This is a genomic window from Granulicella mallensis MP5ACTX8 (assembly GCF_000178955.2).
GTDB classification, from domain to species: Bacteria; Acidobacteriota; Terriglobia; order Terriglobales; family Acidobacteriaceae; genus Granulicella; species Granulicella mallensis.
Window position 1 is genome coordinate 2,897,110 of sequence record NC_016631.1, and the last position, 18,684, is coordinate 2,915,793.

Genomic DNA, 18,684 nt, shown 5'->3' on the forward strand with positions numbered 1-18,684 from the left:
GTCGAGGTTTTATTGATTGTCCTCTTGCAGCGTGCCTCTTGTGTGGTGCTGATTACGGAGAGCTTTACACCAGAGGCACACTGCATCAGAAGCCAGGGCCACAACGATTCCGCCTTATTCTTCTTCGTTGGTGCCTGTTGCTTCAAAAGTAACGTCACTATCATTCCACGTTATCTCTATGGGAGTTCCCAGGTTGCGCGATACGCGCTCAGTCATCTGTTTCTTCGCGTGGAACACGGTAAATTCCATAAAAGCCTTGTCGAAACCTTCCTTCCTCAAGACTGCCCTCAAGTCCGCTTCGCTTTTGTCAAGCGCTTGAACGAGGCTCTTCATGTTGTTGGGGCGACCCCATTCGGTTGTTCTGCTTATATGAATTGAATCTGCGGCAGTCAAAATAGAGGGGCCATTATTGTTAATCAGTTTCTGAGCGGCCGAACGCCGGGCAGTCAGATGAAACTGGGTAATCTTCAGATTGAGCGTCGCATCTTTAAAGGAGGTTGGAACACACGTGAAGTTCAGGTGAAAAGCTAATGGGAGGCTGCCGCTCTTGGGTGGAGGAATGTATGCCTTCGAGATGCAGTTACTGCGTCCTATGCAGCCATCGAGGCCTGTAGTGGGAAACCGAAACTCATCAATTGCGAGATCTTTAAATATCTCGTGGAGAAACTCGGTTTTGTCATTATTTTTGTAAAGGTCCATCACGTGGCTGCTTGGATGAAGACCTGCGTTCAATGAATTCGGTTCGATAAGTGGCATTGCTTCTCCAGCTTTAAGAGCTTGTAGATCTCGTTGCTGGAGAAATAACACCTGGCCCCGTGATCTATTCCCATGCGCTCGCATTCGAGAGATCGATGCCTCAAAGCTTCGCGTTTGCCTGAGGGGGAATTGAGCAGGCTCTAAAGGACGAGGTTTGACCCCTTACATCATGCGGTGCATTGCATTCAATCTCCTGCAGCCGTAGTCTTGACGAAAAAAAAGGCCAACCGATTCCGGTTGACCTTCGTAGTACTTGAAACGTTGGATTGGTGCGGAGGAGGGGACTTGAACCCCTATGCCTTGCGGCGCTAGCACCTCAATCCAATTATGGATGTCGCTTGCCCAACATCTTGTCGCGCAACTTACTTGCGTCTGATTTTTTTTTGTTGACTTGCTGGACTCGTAGACGGGTTTACCGTCGACGCGAATCTTGACCCACCAGACATCGCCTCGGAGATAAATCGTTCCAGAACCACTCGACTTAGTTGTCCTTACCCAATGTAACCGTAAAGCTAGTGCGTCTACCGATCAATACTTATTCTTTTCGATCGATCTCACTCATAGTCGATTGTTGTGGGGCTGACAAATGCTCCACGACGGCTAGAGTCAGGGCCAGCAGGATCGCGCCGAACCAGCAGTACCAGCCTGCAAGGGGATGAACCATATACGAAACTAAGACGCCACCCTCGTCCTCGTGGTAAGGCATCGTCATCAGTTGAAACGTCTGCAAAGCCAAGGGCACGGCGAAAGCAAGGCAAAGTATGGCTCCGCGCGTCCTCCTAAGCAGAACCAAAATGCAGCTGAACAGCAGAAGAGGATTCGCGAGAACAGCAAAGTTCCCAAGGAAAGGACCAAGTAGTCCGCCAAGGGCCATTTGTGTGCCCGTTTTGACTACGTGGCCTGCGGGAAACTCGACGCCTCCCGGACCGGTAGACATTTGCCTAAAGAAAATTGCCGGCAGCTGAAGTGATATAGCAAAGAGTGCAATCACACCGATCAGCGGGAGTATTGTTCGGAGGGGGGCTGTCGCATGCGCTACCAGTATATGCGTCAGGACGCTTCACAACAGTTTTGCGAGGATGGCCAGCTAATAGAAAGTGATCGGTACGCTTATTGCCGAAACGGGTATCTGTCGAACGACAACTCCGAAGAAGTCCACGCATATCACTTTCTTTCCGCAATGGTTACAAAAATGGTTATAGTGACGAAAAAGCAAGCCAACCGGAGTCGGTTGGCTTGCTCGTAAGTACTTGAAACTTTGGATTGGTGCGGAGGAGGGGACTTGAACCCCTATGCCTTGCGGCGCTAGCACCTCAAGCTAGTGCGTCTGCCAATTTCGCCACCTCCGCATGGAGCCTGACACACGCGAAAGTGCGACAGGAGTGACGTGCAATCCGTAGTTGAGTATAGCACCTTCGGCGGGGCATTCAACCCCCCTGTGGATCACTGATTTGAAGACGGCAGCGGTGGATATTAAAAATAGCGGGTAAGCTCCGCGATGCGGGCCAGTTCAAGCAGCTTTGCATTGCCGGTGGGGGCGTCGACGGTCTCGTGCTCCAGCACCCAGGTGAAACCGTGTGGAACAAACACGGCATGGAATCCGGCCGCCAGAGACGGATTGATATCTGACTTCGGAGAGTTGCCGATCATCCAGGTATTCGCTTTGTCGAGGCTGTGGCGTGCGGCCAGTTCGCGGTAGGCCGTTTCGTTCTTTTCGGCCAGAATTTCCACGGCTGAAAAGAAGGGCCGCAGTCCCGAGCGCTCCAGTTTGTCGGTCTGCTCTTCCAGATTTCCCTTGGTGACGAGCATGAGCCGGTGGCGACGGCTCAGTTCTTTTAGGGTTTCGGAGACGCCGTCGAGCAGTTCGATCTCTGCTGCCGAGATCGACTCCGTAAAGGACACGATGCGCGCATGCTTCTCCGGGGTGATCACGGAATCCGTGAGTTGCTCAAAGCAGGTGACCAGCGATCGGCGAAAGCTCTGCAGGCCATAGCCATGCGCGGCGATGGTAGCGCGCTCGCAGGTGTTGAGGTGTTCGCGGACCTCCTCCGGCGAATGCACGCGGTGGTCGAGGTAGGAGATGAACGCCGCGATAGCGCGCTCGAAGTAGATGTTGTTCTCCCACAGCGTATCGTCCGCGTCGAAGAGAAGCGTCTGGTTGAGGGCGCGAGCTGGAAGCTCAGCTTGCGAGCCGGTTGGAGTTCCTGCGATGATCGAGCTCATGCGCTCATTGTAATGAACGCGGACGCGCCGTTCGGGTGCGATGGTACTCTCGCCAGCATGGATAAAGCCGCATACGAGGACAGGACAAAGGGCGATGGCGCGTGGCCCCTGGCGTTTCTCCTGTCCCTTGCGGCGATCTTCTTCCTCACCTACTTCAATCGATTTGCCGGGCTTCGCTCGGGAGACGGCGAGTTCAGTGGCGGCGTAGCCTTCCTGGCCGGCAAGCTCCCATATCGCGATTACTACACGGCGGGTCCTCCGCTGAATCAGATCAAGTCGGCACTGGAGCTTGCGATCTTTGGCAAGACGCTTCTGGTTGCCCGTCTTGCCGCGGTTGCGGAGAGATTGGTGATTGCCGCGCTGCTGTATGCGTGGCTGCGGCGAATCTTCAGTTCCTGGGCCTCGGCGATTGCCGCCCTGGTGACGATCATCGTCTCGGCGGGCGATCACACGGACCCGCTGGCTTCCTACAATCACGACGCAATTCTCTTCGCGATCCTGTGCGGCTTTCTGGCGAGCCTCTCGCTGGAAGCCAGACACACACGGCGAGTTTTACTTCTGGCCGCTCTAGCTGGAGTGGCCGCTAGTCTCAGCTCTCTGACGAAGCAGACGGTGGGGCTCGGATCGACGGTCGCTGTGCTGGTTCTTGGGATTGTGGCGATCTTTCAAATGGGTGGAATCAGACGCTCCCTTAGCTGGGCGCTGGCCTACTTGGCTGGCTTTGCCGTGCCTGTACTGGCGTTGGGGATCTATCTCCATCGCCTCGGTCTTCTGCAGGCGTGCCTCACGATGCTCTTTGTGAGCGGCCCCTCGGCCAAGGCCTCCGCTCCGCATGCTTTTTTGACGCGCGAGTTTTCTGTCGCTGCGGACAATCCGGCCTGGGTGATCCCGGCCCTGATTGCGCTGGTACTGAGTGCTCGCGCTATCTGGCGCTCTGTAGCAGATAGCAGAAGGAGTGAAGAGTGTCTTCCCGTGCGCTGGCCTTACCTTTGGCTGATTGTGCTTGCAGTGATTGGGTTGGCTGTGGTTCTCGATCTCACGGCGTTGCCTGCTCTCAACGATTTCTCGAAGTGTTCCGTGTATTACGTTCTGCTGGCCGGTAGTGTTCTGGGGGCTGTGGTCCTTGGGTATGGACTGAAGGCTCGCAGAGTGGATGCGCGCCTCTGGCAGATCGTTTTGTTTGCAGGAGTCGGATGGTCTGTCGCTGTAACGCTTTCGCTCTCGTGGCCGGCGTTTGAAGCCATGACTCTTCCGGGATTGGCGCTTCTGCTCGCTGCGGTTCTGGAAGGCTCAAAGGGCTGGGGCAGGCGGTTTATCTTTCTAGTGATCGCAGCGATGGTCTTTCTTGCGGTGCGCGAAAAGCTGGATCTGCCGTTCAGCTTCGATCATCAGGACGAACCCGCCATCCACTTTGCTACGCAGTCCTCCGCAGAGTCCATGCTGCGCGGTATGCGCCTGCCGCCCGAGACTGTGCGCCTTCTGGATGTGACCGCCTCGACGATGAGAGAGAAGGCGGGAGCGGGCGATACGGTCTTTACCTATCCCGAGATGGGCCTGCTCTATGTCTTGAGCGGAAAGAATCCACCGACGTGGTCGGGGTCGCACAACATCGATGTGGTTCCTGATAGCTTCGCGCGTGAAGAGGCCGATCGTGTGCTGCGGGCCCGTCCTGCTGTCCTGCTCTACGCGCGGCCTACAGAAGCCCAGCTTCGCCTTGAAGAAACTGTCTGGCGTAATGGAAACCGCAGTGGGCAACGCGATCTCGTCGCGGTACTCGATACGCTTGCAGCGGAATATCAACTGGTGGATACCTTCCGTCTCGAGCCCGGAGATAACCCGATACGTTTGTATGTGCGACGCTCCCAGTAGGTTGACACCCTAAGAATTGGATTGCTATAAAGGGCGCTCCACGAACTTACTGCATGAACAACGCCTGCGTGAGAGCCTTTCAGGATCAGCTTTGTGAACGTTATTCGTTCGGGTGGAAGATACAAATCAGTCAAAGAGGTCCCTCGCTGAGGGTCTTTTCTGTATAGAGATCTGAGAAGCCGTAGTGATACGCGGTTAAGGAGAGACTGTGAACTGGAAGGGAATCATCGGTTATTCATCCCTGAAAAAGAGATTTCTGGTGCTGACTGGCGTATGCCTGTCTTCGGTGACTCTCTTTCCCGCCTATTCCCAATCGATTGCTTCTTCTGGCAAGACAAAGACTGTTCTGATTTACGAGCAATCCAATCTGCCTCTCGAAACGCGTTTGGCAGACCTCTTGGGCCGCATGACTCTCGAAGAGAAAGTCCGGCAACTCGACTTCTATAGTGGGACGGACAGTCTTCTTGATCGTGGCTCCAAGAACTCACTGCCGTCCAAACAATCGCCCTTTAGTACCGCAAAAGCTGATGCTCTATTCGGGAGCCTGGGCGCTGGTGCAATTCATGATCTGGACCCCACGCCTGAGCAATACAACACGATCCAAAGATGGGTGATCGAACACAACCGCCTGCATATCCCGGCTCTTTTTATCGAAGAGGGTCTGCATGGTTTTGACACGGGAACGGTCTTTCCTGCACCGCTCAATCTTGCATCTACCTGGGACCCTTCCGTTGCAGAGAAGACAGGATCTGCGATTGCCGCAGAGGCTCGTGCTACCGGCGTAGGGATGATTCTTGCTCCGGTGCTAGATCTCGCGCGTGATCCGCGATGGGGCCGTATAGAAGAGGACTTCGGCGAAGATCCTTATCTTACCGGCCAGATGGGGCTAGCTTATGTTCGTGGAGCCCAGGGCGAAAGTCTCAACACGGATCACAACGTAGTTGCAGAGCCGAAGCATTTTGCCGCTCATGGCTCTCCGGAGGGGGGTACGAACACGTCTCCCGTTCATATCGGCGAGCGCGAGTTGCGCAGCGTCATGCTTAAATCCTTCGAGCCCGCGTTCCGGCAAGGTCACGCGATGGCGACGATGGCGGCCTACCATGAGATCGACGGCATCCCCGTGACTGCGGACCCCTACCTGCTGAAGACCATCCTTCGCCAGGAATGGGGTTTTCAGGGCATGGTGCTCTCCGATCTGGGTGCGATTCGGCGTCTCTACCAACTGCACCAGGTGGCTTCTTCTCCCAAAGCGGCATCGTGCCTGGCGATCAAGTCCGGGGTCGACATGCAGTTTTACGACTTCGACCATGATGTGTTTCAGAAAGCTCTTATCGACTGCGTACACGAAGGCAGCCTGCCTCAGGCCGATGTGGATAGAGCGGCTTCAGCGGTTCTCCGCCTCAAGTTCACGCTGGGTCTCTTTGATCGCCCGTATGTTGACCCAACCCTCAATGCGAAAGCGTATCGTTCGAAGCCGCACCTCGACGTCTCTCTGCAGTCCGCGCGGGAGTCACTGGTGCTGCTCAAAAATGAGAATGGCTTGCTGCCGTTTTCAAAGTCCATCCAACGAATCGCTGTAATCGGTCCGAATGCAGATGTCGCCCGGTACGGTGATTACGAGGAAGAAGCCAATGGCTTGCACATCAGCATTCTGCAAGGCGTAAAGGCCGAAGCGCCTCATGCGCAGGTAGAGTTCGATTCAGGCAAAGATATCGCCGCCGCGGTCGCGAAGGCCAAGTCCGCAGACGTTGTGATTCTGGGGCTCGGAGAGTGGCGCGGTATCTCGGGCGAAGCCTTCGACCGAACCTCGCTGGATCTGCCTGGAGAACAGGAGAAATTACTGGAAGCGATTACGGCGACGAATAAACCAGTAGTGCTGGTGCTCGAAAACGGACGCCCACTTACAATCGGCTGGGCGAAGGCTCATGTTGGTGCGATCGTCGAGGCCTGGTATCCCGGCGAATTCGGTGGTCAGGCTATTGCGGAGACGCTCTTTGGAGACAACAACCCAGCGGGCCGGCTCACCATTACCTTCCCGAAGACGGTGGGCCAAATCCCCGACTACTACAACACGGATCCTTCCAGGGCTTATGACTCGGACCTTACCAGGAGGAAGGTTTACGTTGATAACGACAGTCAACCGCTGTTTCCCTTTGGCTATGGCCTGAGTTACACGACTTTTCATTATTGTGATCTTCAGGTCACGCCGCCGGCTGCAAAATCCAATGAAGACGTCTCCGTCACCTTCACCGTTACGAATACAGGGACCAAGGCAGGAGATGAAGTGTCGCAGGTCTATCTGCGCGAGCAGTTCAGCAGCGTAGAGACTCCGGTGCGATCTTTGAAAGCTTTTACGCGTATGCCTCTACAGCCACAAGAAAGCAGAACGGTCACTCTGAAGATTCCCCGGTCTGAATTGGCGGTTTGGAATGCCGATGAGAAGTGGGCTGTCGAGGGAGGGAAGTACACCGTATGGGTAGGCGGATCTTCTGAGGCAGACTTGGCGAAGGAGTTCGATCTTCAGCCTTGAGGCAGGGTATTAGGGAATGCTCTTCGGACTGCCTAGAGGTGATTGCAGTTGCATTTGTTTTTCTGGTTGTCATTCCGAGCGCAGCGAGCGAATCTGCTGTCTCCCGTTTTTTGCCAGCGCCGCAAACATTGATGCGAAGGCTCCAACCATGCCGCAGTTCCGATTCACATATCATCTGGGTGGTACGAACGAAGAACGGGAGACAGCAGATTTGCTCGCTGCGCTCAGAAGGACAACCAGAAAAGCAACATTGCCGTATACCAATAAGAAAACGGCTTCTAAAGCCATCCGCAGAGCGTCGCCACGCGTTCCGCCCATTCGTCTTCCGTTGGAAGCGAGGGCAGAGGAACCTCGAGTTGTGTTCCGGCAACCGCGCTACCGATAGCGTGTTGAAGCCCTGGTAGCATGCCTTCTTCACCGCCTTCGATAACTGTGGCCCAAGGAGTTGAGCGCAGGATGTCGCTCACGCCGGACTCGCGATGCAGCAGCACCGGCAGGCCGCGTTCGAGGGCTTCAATCGCGGGGATGCCGTATCCCTGAACGGCTGGCATAAGGAACAGGTGAGCCTGCGTGTAAATTTGCTGCAGCTCTGCGTCGCTTACGTATCCGAGGAAGTGAACGCGCTCGGCCAGTCCAAGCACGGAGGCCAGCGATTGCATCGCCTCCATCTGCGAGCCACGACCGGTGATATCCAGCGACCAGTTCAACTGCGATGAGAGTGGGGAAGAGTCACGCTCCAGCGTTGCCAGGGCGCGCAGTATCCAGTCGATCCTCTTGTTGGCTTCGATCCGCGACACGCTCAGCATCCGCAATTCGCTCTGTACCGGCCGCAGATGGAACGCCTGGGGATCGCTCAGACCGCCCATGCGCGCGATGTCGGCTTCCACTCCATAGACGAGCCGAGTCTCATTGCGGAGGTACTCGCTGGTGACGATGGTATGGCCGCCACTGCGCAGGCCGTGCGCAGCGATCTTGTCGGAGACCCAACGCGCAAGGCGTCGTTTGGCGGTGAACTGATTCGTGTCTTCGAAGAGGCTCGGCGTATCGTGCATCAGGCAGTGGAAGCCGCGCATTCCGGCTAGCGTGGCATGCAGCGCTGGCTGAAAGCCTGACATCAGTGGAGCAGGGGCCTTGGGCCTTGCGGAGAAGTACTGGCGCAGGGCGGCGATCTTCTTCGTCGCGCGCATCTCCGGACGAAGCTGCACGACCTCGATAGGATGGCCTGCGTGAGCCGCCATGTCGACATGGTCGATGTAGGTGACGAAGTGGTGCGGAAGATCGTGCTGCATCAGCCAGCGCGACAGCGCGAGGACGCTACGCTCCGCACCGCCCATCGCCTCAATCTCGGTCAGGACGATGGCGCGTGAGTTTATTGGGATCTCTCGGCTCATCGTCCTCCCGGGTTATCGAACGGCCAGTTCGTCGAGATAGGTAAAGAACTCGGGGAACGAGATGCTTGCCGCTTCTGCACCGTGGATTTCGGTCTCGCCCTCGGCACGTAGCGCCGCGATGGAGAAGGCCATGGCGATGCGATGGTCCATACCGGAGTCGACGATTCCGCCGCGCAGGCGCTGGCCGCCGGGGACATCCATGCCGTCCTCGTGCTCCGTAACCTCTGCGCCCATTGCGCGAAGGTTCTTCACGACGAGAGCGATGCGGTCGGACTCCTTCACGCGCAGTTCCTTCGCATCGCGGATGCGGATTCCATCCTGCGTATAGGGTGCGATGGCGGCGATGACGGGCAGCTCGTCGATCAACTGCGCGGAGAGTGCGCCTGCGATATCGATTCCTTTCAGGCCACCACGGCTGCGATTGACCTGGATGGTGCCGGCCATCTCGCCGTACTGTTCCTGCACGTCGAGCACCTTGATCGTGCCGCCCAGAGCGGTGATGACGTCCAGCAGGGCAGCGCGCGTCGGGTTCATTCCCAGCAGGTCGAGCACAAGGTTCGAATCTTCGAACAGCAACGCCGCGCACAGGAAGAACGCAGCAGAAGACATGTCGCCCGGAACGGTTGCGTCGATGGCTTGCAGCTTCTGTCCGCCTTGGATATACAGGCGTTCGTCGCGCCGTTCGAGCTCTACGCCGAAGGCCCGCAGGGCGTGCTCGGTATGGTCACGCGTGCGAACCGATTCGGCGAAGGAGGTAACGCCCTGTGCCTGCAATCCGGCGAAGAGTACGGCGGTTTTGACCTGCGCGCTGGCGATGGGAGCGTCGAAATCAATGGCCTTGAGCGGAGCGCCGTGGACCGTCATTGGGGCGTGGCCTTCGGTCAACTCGATGCGAGCTCCCATGGCCTCAAGCGGCTTGCGAATGCGCTCCATGGGCCGCACGGTCAGCGACTCGTCGCCGACAAAGGTGTACACGCCCTGTTGTGGCGCCACGAGGCCTGCAAGCATCCGCATCGTCGAGCCGGAGTTGCCGCAATCGAGGTTGTGCTTCGGCTGATGCAGGTTGCCGCCCGTGCCGGTAACGGAGATCGTCCGGCCATCGAGCGCAACCTGTGCTCCCATGGCCTTCATGCAGCCCAGCGAGCTGTGGGGATCAGCACCGGTAGAAAAGTTTGTCAGCCGCGAGGTCCCCGCGGCAAAGCCAGCCAGCATGGCGTAGCGATGCGAGATCGACTTATCGCCAGGCAGGGTAAGAGAACCGCGCAGGCTGCGCGCTGGACGAACGATCTGTGTCGTAGAGGCTGAAGCGTGTGAGACAGAGGACATACTTTTATCTTAGAGCCAACATATGAACAGGAAGTAGAAAACAGGAGACGGGAAAGGTAACTCTCGCTCTGTTTCCTGTTTTCTACTTCCTGTTTCCTGCTGCTTAGTGTCCCGGAGGATTCTCCGGCATGATGCGAATGTCTTCTACGCCGCGATAGCGCTCGGCGTAGTCCATGCCGTAGCCGATCACAAAGCTGTTGGGAATCTTGAAGCAGACGTAGTCGGCTTCGATCGGCACGAGACGGCGCTCAGGCTTGTCCAGGCAGGTCGCAATCTTCAGCGAGGCGGGCTTGTGCTGCAGCATGAGGCCGCGCAGGTAGCTCAGGGTCAGGCCGGTGTCGAGAATGTCCTCGACCAGGATGACGTGCTTGCCTTCAATGGGGTTGTCAATGTCCTTGATGAGCTTGACGGCGCCGGAGGAGACACGGGCGCGGCCATAGCTCGAGACGGCGACGAAATCGAAGGTGTTGTCCACCTCGATCGAACGGGCGAGATCGGCGAGAAAGATGGCCGCGCCCTTGAGCACGCCGATCAGCACAATGGCTTGTCCGGCATACTCCTCGGAGATTTCTTTGCCCAGCGCGCGAACACGCTCAGCGATCTGTTCTTTTGAAAAGAGGACTTCCATTGTTCCAGGCGGCACAAACTCGGGCAGATTCGTAGACATGGGCGTAGGTTAGCGCGAAAACATGCTGAGGAAAACGTGTGACTATCTTAAGCTTGACGCTATCCGAACGAGAGTTTGCCCCTCCTCCCGATATACTCGAAGACGACATGTACCCGTTTATCAATATTGGTTCCTTCCATATCGGAACGTTTGGACTGCTTCTCTGGCTGGCGGCCGTCTGCGCCACCGTCGTACTGCATAAGAACTTTGTTCGCAACGGCGTAGACGCCGACGCCCTCACGATCGTCGCCCTGGTCACGCTTGCCGGTATTCTGGGCGCAAAGACCTGGCACGAGCTGGAGAATCCGCGCGAACTCTACCTTGCCTGGCATCAGATCATGCTGCCGGGATGGCATCATCCTGTGGATATCCTTTTCGGCTTTCTGCGTTGGTTCCAGGCAGGTTTTGCCTGGTTCGGCGGGCTGCTGGCCGGGATTATCATGCTGATTGTTCAGGGCCACTTGGCCAAGCCCAACGGTCTGCGCGGACTGCGCGCTGGCCTGCGGTTGATGGATTTCGCAGCTCCTGCTGCCGCTATTGGCTACGGTGTGGGGCGTATCGGCTGCCTGACCTCGGGCGACGGCGACTACGGCATCAACACCACGCTGCCCTGGGGCGTCCATATGGCCTGGAATGCGCTGGTTCCGCCCAATCCTCCGAACGCCCTGGTGCAGCCGACCCCGGTCTACGAGCTGTTATTTGCTCTGGTGATTGGCTGGTGGCTCTGGAAGCGCGGCTCGAAGCCTCTCGCTCTGGGCTTCCTGACAGGGGAGTACCTGGTGCTCAGCGGAATCGGCCGTTTCCTGGTGGAGTTCGTCCGCATCAACCCGAAGCTCTACTTCGGTCATACGATGTCGAATGCGCAGGTCGCAGCACTCGGAACGATCGTCGTCGGTGCCCTGGTTATGTTTGCGACGCGCAATAACGAGGCGATTGTGTCTTCGCCGTTACCTGAGAAGGCACAGACCAACCCTGCAACGGCTTAGCTGGCTTAGCGCTCAGGGCGGGTTCAGGCATGTTCTGAGCGCTAAGATCATCGCTAGTTCTCGGAAGGTTTCTCGATGTGGTCGATTACGAGAAACTGTACAGAGCCCTTCGATGGTTCCAGCTTGAGCCCAAGTTGATCCTGAATCGCCACATCCAACGTTGGCAAGGGATCCATATCGCCTGCATCTCTATCGCTTAGCCGGGCACCGTGGTATCTCAGGATGAAGTCATATTTGCCGGTAAGTCCAGTCTTGTCTGTCACCGGATGGCCAAATTGTCCGGCCAACATATTCGTTATGTCTTTGATCGCACATCCATTAGCGATGAAATCAAAGCCAAGGTCGCTATCCCCTTGCTGGTAAAGCGGGGGGATGGGTCTGCCGCCCCACTCTTTAATTTGCTCAGGATTTGGTGGCTTGCCTTTTGTCGCCGACATCTTCGGTCCATTCTTGGCAACGACCAGATTGTAGGTAGGGCCTTCTCGCGTCTCCCAATGGGTCTTCAGCTTGAAGCGATCGGCGAGGAGCACCTGCATCATATGCTGCTGCTCCAGCTTTTCTTGAGCTTTGCTTAACTTTGCTAAACGTTCATCGGCAGCGCTGTCTGACTTTGCCTGAATATTGAACATCGCGTGCCAGTTCGGCATACCTACTATCTGGTCCCACCGGACATCATAGGCCATGCTAAGAAGGTTCATGGCGTCGAAGTTTACGATACGGATTGAGCTGGAATGAGGCTGAAAACCGCCCGTGACCGTATAAGAGTTCGCTTCCGGGCTCTGCCGGATTGAGGCGACATCAAACGTCAGTGTAGGCACATAGCCCTCGCTCGCAGGGGCAGCTTTACTCGCGTCGACCTGCGCGAATGCCGTTAGCACGGCGAAGATCATACATCCCCAGGCAAGCAACAATCGTTTACGAGCGAAGCTTCGTTTGCGTCCCAAAGGGTTCACCATAAGGCACCTTCTACACCTGGCCAGCCGGATGTCAGACGAGATGGATAGCGCTTTCCCTTATAACCTCTTCAGGTACTCCCGCGCTAGATCCAGTTCGGGAAACAGCCGCTCCTCAGCCTGAAACTCCTTGGAGTGCACACACCGCCGCCCGGCGCGTACGCGTACCGGGTGCTTCAAGTGCAGCATCTCGTGGTACAGCAGGTATTCGATGGCATAGCGCGGCGTTCCGGGCCTGTCGAAGACGCGGCTGACCACAATGGTGTTGTGCGCCGCGTCGTAGTGACCGAGCATGCGTTTAGCTACGTGGGCACTCCAGGTCAGCGTGGGGCGTCCCAGCAGGCCGTGGAAGAAGCGTTGATTGACGGCTTCAAAGACCTCATCCAGGTCGTAGAGATGCCCTTGAGCCGTGCTGATGCGCTTGCGGCCGCGGTCCTGCCGGATGCGCTCCGCCTGCTTGGAGACCACCTCCGACTGCGTATAGCGACGATAGCGGTCGGCGTGAACGGGGAAGATCGGTTTGCGGTACAGCTTGGCCAGCAGGATGTGCGCGATGGCGTGGTGGATCGTGTCGGGTGCGTAGATCAGCAGATCCGAGAGCCGGACGATGAGTTTGCCATCGCGCAGCCGGATCGTCGTGTTGAGGCTGGTGAAGCGGCGAAACTTGATCTCCAGCGCAGGAATGGGAGCGCGCGGGCGAATCTCGCGGTACTCCTGCTCGAAGATCGAGAGGAGCTCGGGTGAAACAGATGGCAAAGCGGTAACAGACACGGCTTTGGTCAGCTTAACACGCGGAGGCTCAAACGCTATGGGGAGACTGGTTGTGAAGGCTAATTCTCCGTGGGCTCTCTATCGACATGGTCGATCACCAGCATGTTGACAGGCACCTGTTGGGTTTCCAGCTTGAGTCCCAACTGTTCTGTCAATGCTGTAAAGATCGAGGGGAGCGGGGAATCCGTTGATTCGTTGGGGGAGTAGTCGAGCTTGAAGTCGTAACTGCCTTGAATGCCTGTCTTATCGACGACCGGACGTCCCACCGGATGCGACAGAAGTGAGGCAAGGTCCTGGAGCGACAGGTTCTGCCCCTGTAACCCGTTGGGGAGAATATTGGCATTATGGTTGGCCTCCCCTTTACTTGTCTGTAGTTTGGGGCCGCCCTTGGCTACTAACAGTGCATACCCTTTGAAATACTTGGTCTCGTGATGAACCGTCAGATGAAAGCGCTGTTCAAGGAGCTGCTGCAATAAGGGCTTGAGCTGCTCATAGGTAAGAGAAGTTTCTCCTTCGGGCTTCGCCGAGACATCGTAAAGCGTTGAATCAGACCAACTGGGCTTTTGCAGAATCTGGTAGTCATCGACTCCGAATGCCAACTGCAGAAGAAGGGGAAGAGATATATTGGTCGCGGTAAATCGAGTCGTCCCCAAATAGTTGAATGAGGTAAGCCCGTTCCCGCCTGGCGGGCTGAGTCGTACCGATGCCACTTCAAATGTAGTTGGTGCTTGCGCGTGGCTATAGGGAACAGCCTTGCCGCACAGCGCGAGAGCTCCAATGAGCATGACAAAGATGAACAGCCTTTTGACGATCCAGTTGCACCCGGCCATAGAACGCCTCGCAGACACCGCCGTAGTTTACTTCACGTTCTGCAACGCGATCAGTCGGTGGCGCGCCTGGAATTCCTGATCGGGAAACTTGCCGTTGGCCGCGGTGAGAAATGCGCGGTAAGCCCGCGCTGCTTCCTTGGACTCGTGTAGCGTGTCATGCGCGGTGGCTTCGAGGAAGAGCGACGACGGCGAGTTGGGCAGGACGGTAGCGCGTGCTGTGAGCGCCCGCAGGGTGACGTGAGGATCATGGTTCTTGGAGGCTGCAAAGGCCAGATGGCCGGCAGCCTCACCCCAGTCCTCAGGCGTAGCAAAGTTCGAACGCATGCCGACAGCCTTCTCTAGCAGAACCTGGGCCTCAGGATAGTGCTGTTGCTGGATGAACGCGTCCGCAAGATCGTCCAGCAACGACGGGTCTTTGGGGTTGCGGTCGACGAGCGTCTTGTAGATCTTTTCGGAGTCCTCGAATTGACCGTTCATGCCATACAGCCGGGCGAGCAGGCGGGTGGTGCTGTCGTCGGCGGCGAGCTGGGGATCCGCCGCGCGCATCTGCTCCACCAGCGGAATCGCCTGCTGCGCCTTGTCTTCCGAGACATAGACCGACGCCAGTTGCGATACGAGCCGCGGATCATTGGGATGGGCCTTCAGGGCCGAGGTTAAAACTGTCTCTGCCTCTTCCGACTTTTTCTCTTGCACGAGCACGTGAGCGAGTCCAGCGACGGCATCGATGTTCTGCGGATCGGCAGCGATCGCGCGGCGGAACTCTGTCTCTGCATCGTCATTGTCTCCCGCGCGAGCGGCGAGATCCGCAGTGGCTAACGTGTCGCTGGAAGCTTCTCCCGTCAACTTCACTGCCGCCAGTAACTCATCGCGTGCTGCGTCCGGGTGCGATGACTGGTCCATCGAAGCTAAGGCCCGCAGCGCGCGGCCGCGCAGCTCAGGCGCCGCTGAGGTCAGTGCAGCGGCATCCTGCAACTCCTGGTGGGCCTTCTCCAACCGGCCGGCGCGCGCATCCAGCAGTCCGAGAGCGACACGAGGCTCGCCCAGCGTTGCATCCGCTGTGATCGCATTCGCATAGGCCAGCGCTGCGGCATCTTCTTCACCGTTTCGCTCTTCCGCAAATCCCAGATCGTAGAGCACGTGCGCATCCTTCGGCAGCTCTGCGGCCAGGACCTTGAGTTTGGCTGAGGCGTCCTTGTAGTCCTGATGTTCGAGCGCTGTCTCCGCCTCCTGAATGCGAGCGCTGGCGGCATCTTCGCGGGAGTGGTCATCGGCGGCGTGGGTGCCCGCTGGCAGCTGCTGCGCCTGCGCTGTTCCCAGCGCTATACCAAAGGCGATGGTGAAGAAGATCGAAGGCCGAATCATGCTCTCTCGTTTCCGTCGCCCAGCACCGTAGCGAGCCACTTTCCTGTGTGCGAACCCGTCACTTTGACGATCTCTTCGGGGGTTCCGGTAGCGACGACGTGTCCGCCACCCGAGCCGCCCTCAGGGCCCATGTCGATGACCCAATCGGCGCTCTTGATGACATCGAGATTATGCTCGATCACCAGCAGAGATCCACCGCCATCGATCAGCTTGCGAAACGCGGAGAGCAGAGTGGCGACATCTTCAAAGTGCAGGCCAGTCGTCGGCTCATCGAGGATGTAGAGGATACGGCTTGCAACCCGCTTGGCTTCGCTCTTGACGCCACCTGCACCGCCGGAGGCTCCGGAACGCGCCGAGGCGAGATGCTGTGCCAGCTTCACGCGTTGCGCCTCGCCACCGCTGAGCGTCGTGGCGCTCTGGCCGAGCCGCACATAGCCCAGGCCAACTTCATCCAGCACCGCGAGCTTGTCGACGATCTTGGGATGGCCCGCAAAGTACACGAGCGCCTCTTTCACCGTCATGCCAAGCACGTCGTGAATGTTCTTGCCCTTGTACTTGACCTCAAGCAGAGAGGCCTTATAGCGGGTGCCGTTGCACTCCTCGCAGGGAAGCTCGACGTCGGCAAGGAACTGCATTTCGACCGTGACGGTGCCGTCACCTTCGCAGACATCGCAGCGTCCGCCGGGGACGTTGAAGGAGAAGGAGCCTGCCGACAGCCCTTTGCGTTTGGAATCAGGCTGTGCCGCAAAGAGTTCGCGGATGGCGTCGAAGGCCTTGATGTACGTCACGGGATTCGAGCGGGGCGTGCGCCCAATCGGCGACTGATCGACCAGAACTACATCGTTCAGGTACTGCGTGCCCGAAAGCTCGCGATAGAGATGCGCCGGGTCGCCGCCTTCGGTTTGTCCTAGCGCCTGCATCAGCGCGCGATACAGCACCTGATGCACGATGGTCGACTTGCCCGAGCCGGAGACGCCCGTCACACAGCACAACAGGCCGAGCGGGACCTCGAGGTCTACGCCGCGCAGGTTATGAATGCGCGCGCCCTTGAGCAGCAGCTTCTCGCGGCCCGGTTCACGGCGATGCTTCGGTATGGCGATCTTCGCGCGGCCGCTCAAATACTTGCCTGTTAGCGATGCCGGATTGTCGCGAACCTCGTCAACGGTTCCTGCCGCGAGCAATCGACCGCCAAGCTCGCCGGCGCCCGGTCCAAGATCCAGCAGGTAGTCGGCGGAGCGAATGACGTCGGGATCGTGCTCGACGACGAGGATCGTATTGCCGAGGTCGCGGAGCTCTTCCATGATCGTGACGAGCTTCGCGGTATCGCGTGCATGCAGGCCGATGGAGGGCTCGTCGAGCACATAGAGTGCACCGACCAGCCGCGAACCCAGGCTCGTCGCGAGTTGAATGCGCTGCGACTCGCCGCCGCTCAAGGTGGAGCTCAGGCGGTCGAGCGTCAGGTACTCCAGCCCGACCTGCTCGAGAAAGTGCACTCGCTGGCGCACCTCTTCGAGGATCTTTCCTGCGATCTCAGTCTGTGCAGGCGTGAGCTTCAACCCGTCAAAGAACTCTTCGGCAGCTGTGATCGTCAGAGCGCTGACTTCACAGATATTCCGGCCTTCGATCAGCACGGCACGAGCTTCGGCGCGGAGACGCTGGCCCCGGCAATCAGGGCAGGTGGCGTAGCCGCGATAGCGCGACAGGAAGACGCGCACATGCAGCTTGTACTTCTTGCGTTCGAGGTCGGCGAAGAAGCCGCGGATGCCGGACCAACTGCCTTGTCCGTCTTCGATGAAGCGCTGCTGTGCCTCGGTCAGGTCGTACCACGGCACGTCGGTCGGAATGCCGGCGGTCTTAGCCGCGCGCTTCATCTCTCCGTGGTGGGCGCGATACTTCGGCTTCGTCCACGGATCGATCGCACCTTCATCGAGGGTCTTCGACTTGTCGGGAATGATGAGCCCGGGATCGAAGTCGATGGTGTTGCCGAAACCCTGGCAACGCGGGCACGCGCCGAACGGGTTGTTGAAGCTGAACAGTCTCGGCTCCGGCTCGCGATAGGCGCGATGGCAGGTGGAGCACTCGAATGCTGCTGAGAACCGCAGTGTCTCGGCCTGCTCGTCGTCCTCGCGCGGAACGGTGCGGAAGACGATCTCGCCGGCCTCGCGATAACCCGTCTCGATGGCATCGACCAGGCGGCTGCGAATGTCGATCGACAATGCGAGCCGGTCCGTGAGCACGTAGATCGGCCGCTTTTCTACAGCACGGAAATCGAGTTCCAGCAGCGATTCGGGGGTAGAGAACTCAACGATACGACCGGAACCTTCACCATCTTCAGAGGCCTGCCAGAGCCGGTTGTAGCCACGGCGGCGAAGCTCTCCCAGCCGCTCCTTGATGGCATCAGTTACATCGACCGCGACGGGTGTGGTTTCTTTCTTTGCCTTGGCTGTTTTCTTTGGAGCCTTCTTTACAGGCGCTCCAGCAGCGGCTTCGGCATCTACAGAAGGCCCCTGCATGGGCTCGAACTTGATCTCGCGTCGCACGACAGGGAAGAGTGCATAGACGCGTGTGCCTTCCGGCTGTGCGAGTACGCGGGTTACGATCTCATCCACCGTGTCGTGGCGAACGATGCCGCCGCAGTGCAGGCACGTTACCGTTCCGCAGCGGGCATAGAGCAGGCGCAGATAGTCATAGATCTCGGTCGCAGTGGCTACCGTGGAGCGAGGATTGCGAGTCTGGTTCTTCTGCTTGATCGCAATCGCCGGAGCGAGGCCGTCCATGTGGTCGACGTCGGGCTTTTCGATGCGTTCAAGAAACTGACGAGCATAGGCCGACAGGCTTTCGACATAGCGGCGCTGACCTTCGGCATACACCGTGTCGAACGCGAGCGAGGATTTGCCCGAGCCGGAGACGCCGCTGACCACGGTCAGCGAGTTATGCGGAATATCGACGTCGATGCTCTTCAGATTGTGCGTTCGCGCACCGCGAATGACGATCTTGTCGTTAGCTGCCGGTGTTGCCAT

General features: G+C 57.9%; 13 protein-coding genes and 1 tRNA gene. 3 read left to right on the forward strand and 11 right to left on the reverse strand.

All coding sequences use genetic code 11. The features are described 5' to 3' along the window. Nucleotides 1–114: 114 nt before the first annotated feature. From ACIX8_RS11910 to ACIX8_RS11930, 3 genes are all read right to left on the reverse strand, one after another. Complete coding sequence (locus ACIX8_RS11910; RefSeq protein WP_014265589.1) at nt 115–756, reverse strand: hypothetical protein; 642 nt, start codon at nt 754–756, stop codon at nt 115–117. Between the two features lie 1,264 nt (nt 757–2,020). Then, nucleotides 2,021–2,105: transfer RNA gene (locus ACIX8_RS11925), tRNA-Leu, on the reverse strand. 124 nt (nt 2,106–2,229) lie between these two features. Continuing rightward, nucleotides 2,230–2,979 carry an HAD family hydrolase gene (locus ACIX8_RS11930; RefSeq protein ID WP_014265592.1) on the reverse strand — a complete coding sequence of 250 codons (750 nt, stop codon included), beginning with the start codon at nt 2,977–2,979 and terminating at the stop codon, nt 2,230–2,232. A gap of 57 nt (nt 2,980–3,036) precedes the next feature. On the opposite strand from ACIX8_RS11930, the gene ACIX8_RS11935 reads away from it, so the two are divergent. Next, nucleotides 3,037–4,848, forward strand: a complete 1,812-nt coding sequence (locus ACIX8_RS11935) for a glycosyltransferase family 39 protein (RefSeq protein ID WP_190273772.1) — start codon at nt 3,037–3,039, stop codon at nt 4,846–4,848. 208 nt (nt 4,849–5,056) lie between these two features. Further along, a complete protein-coding gene (locus ACIX8_RS11940; RefSeq protein ID WP_014265594.1) occupies nt 5,057–7,378 on the forward strand; it encodes a glycoside hydrolase family 3 N-terminal domain-containing protein in 2,322 nt (773 codons plus the stop codon). Nucleotides 7,379–7,656: 278 nt separating this feature from the next. Here ACIX8_RS11940 and ACIX8_RS11945 read toward each other — a convergent pair whose 3' ends face one another. From ACIX8_RS11945 to hpt, 3 genes are all read right to left on the reverse strand, one after another. Beyond that, complete coding sequence (locus ACIX8_RS11945; protein ID WP_014265595.1) at nt 7,657–8,769, reverse strand: glycosyltransferase family 4 protein; 1,113 nt, start codon at nt 8,767–8,769, stop codon at nt 7,657–7,659. A 12-nt stretch (nt 8,770–8,781) separates the two neighbouring features. Next, nucleotides 8,782–10,095 carry a 3-phosphoshikimate 1-carboxyvinyltransferase gene (gene aroA / locus ACIX8_RS11950; protein WP_014265596.1) on the reverse strand — a complete coding sequence of 438 codons (1,314 nt, stop codon included), beginning with the start codon at nt 10,093–10,095 and terminating at the stop codon, nt 8,782–8,784. Between the two features lie 103 nt (nt 10,096–10,198). Further along, complete coding sequence (gene hpt, locus ACIX8_RS11955) at nt 10,199–10,762, reverse strand: hypoxanthine phosphoribosyltransferase (protein WP_014265597.1); 564 nt, start codon at nt 10,760–10,762, stop codon at nt 10,199–10,201. A 38-nt stretch (nt 10,763–10,800) separates the two neighbouring features. Between hpt and ACIX8_RS11960 the strand changes: the two genes are divergently transcribed. Further along, complete coding sequence (locus ACIX8_RS11960; protein WP_014265598.1) at nt 10,801–11,748, forward strand: prolipoprotein diacylglyceryl transferase; 948 nt, start codon at nt 10,801–10,803, stop codon at nt 11,746–11,748. Nucleotides 11,749–11,801: 53 nt separating this feature from the next. Here the strand turns inward: ACIX8_RS11960 and ACIX8_RS11965 are convergent, their stop codons facing one another. The 5 genes from ACIX8_RS11965 to uvrA form a co-directional block, all read right to left on the reverse strand. Further along, a complete protein-coding gene (locus ACIX8_RS11965) occupies nt 11,802–12,638 on the reverse strand; it encodes a TIGR03435 family protein (protein WP_223295526.1) in 837 nt (278 codons plus the stop codon). Between the two features lie 123 nt (nt 12,639–12,761). Further along, nucleotides 12,762–13,472, reverse strand: a complete 711-nt coding sequence (locus ACIX8_RS11970) for a M48 family metalloprotease (protein ID WP_014265600.1) — start codon at nt 13,470–13,472, stop codon at nt 12,762–12,764. Between the two features lie 59 nt (nt 13,473–13,531). Next, nucleotides 13,532–14,302 carry a TIGR03435 family protein gene (locus ACIX8_RS11975; RefSeq protein ID WP_014265601.1) on the reverse strand — a complete coding sequence of 257 codons (771 nt, stop codon included), beginning with the start codon at nt 14,300–14,302 and terminating at the stop codon, nt 13,532–13,534. A gap of 27 nt (nt 14,303–14,329) precedes the next feature. Further along, nucleotides 14,330–15,664 (reverse strand): tetratricopeptide repeat protein, encoded by a 1,335-nt coding sequence (locus ACIX8_RS11980; RefSeq protein WP_014265602.1) that lies wholly within the window; start codon nt 15,662–15,664, stop codon nt 14,330–14,332. Then, nucleotides 15,661–18,684: an excinuclease ABC subunit UvrA gene (gene uvrA / locus ACIX8_RS11985; RefSeq protein WP_014265603.1), complete on the reverse strand. Its 3,024-nt coding sequence runs from the start codon at nt 18,682–18,684 to the stop codon at nt 15,661–15,663. Before uvrA ends, ACIX8_RS11980 begins: the two co-directional genes overlap by 4 nt.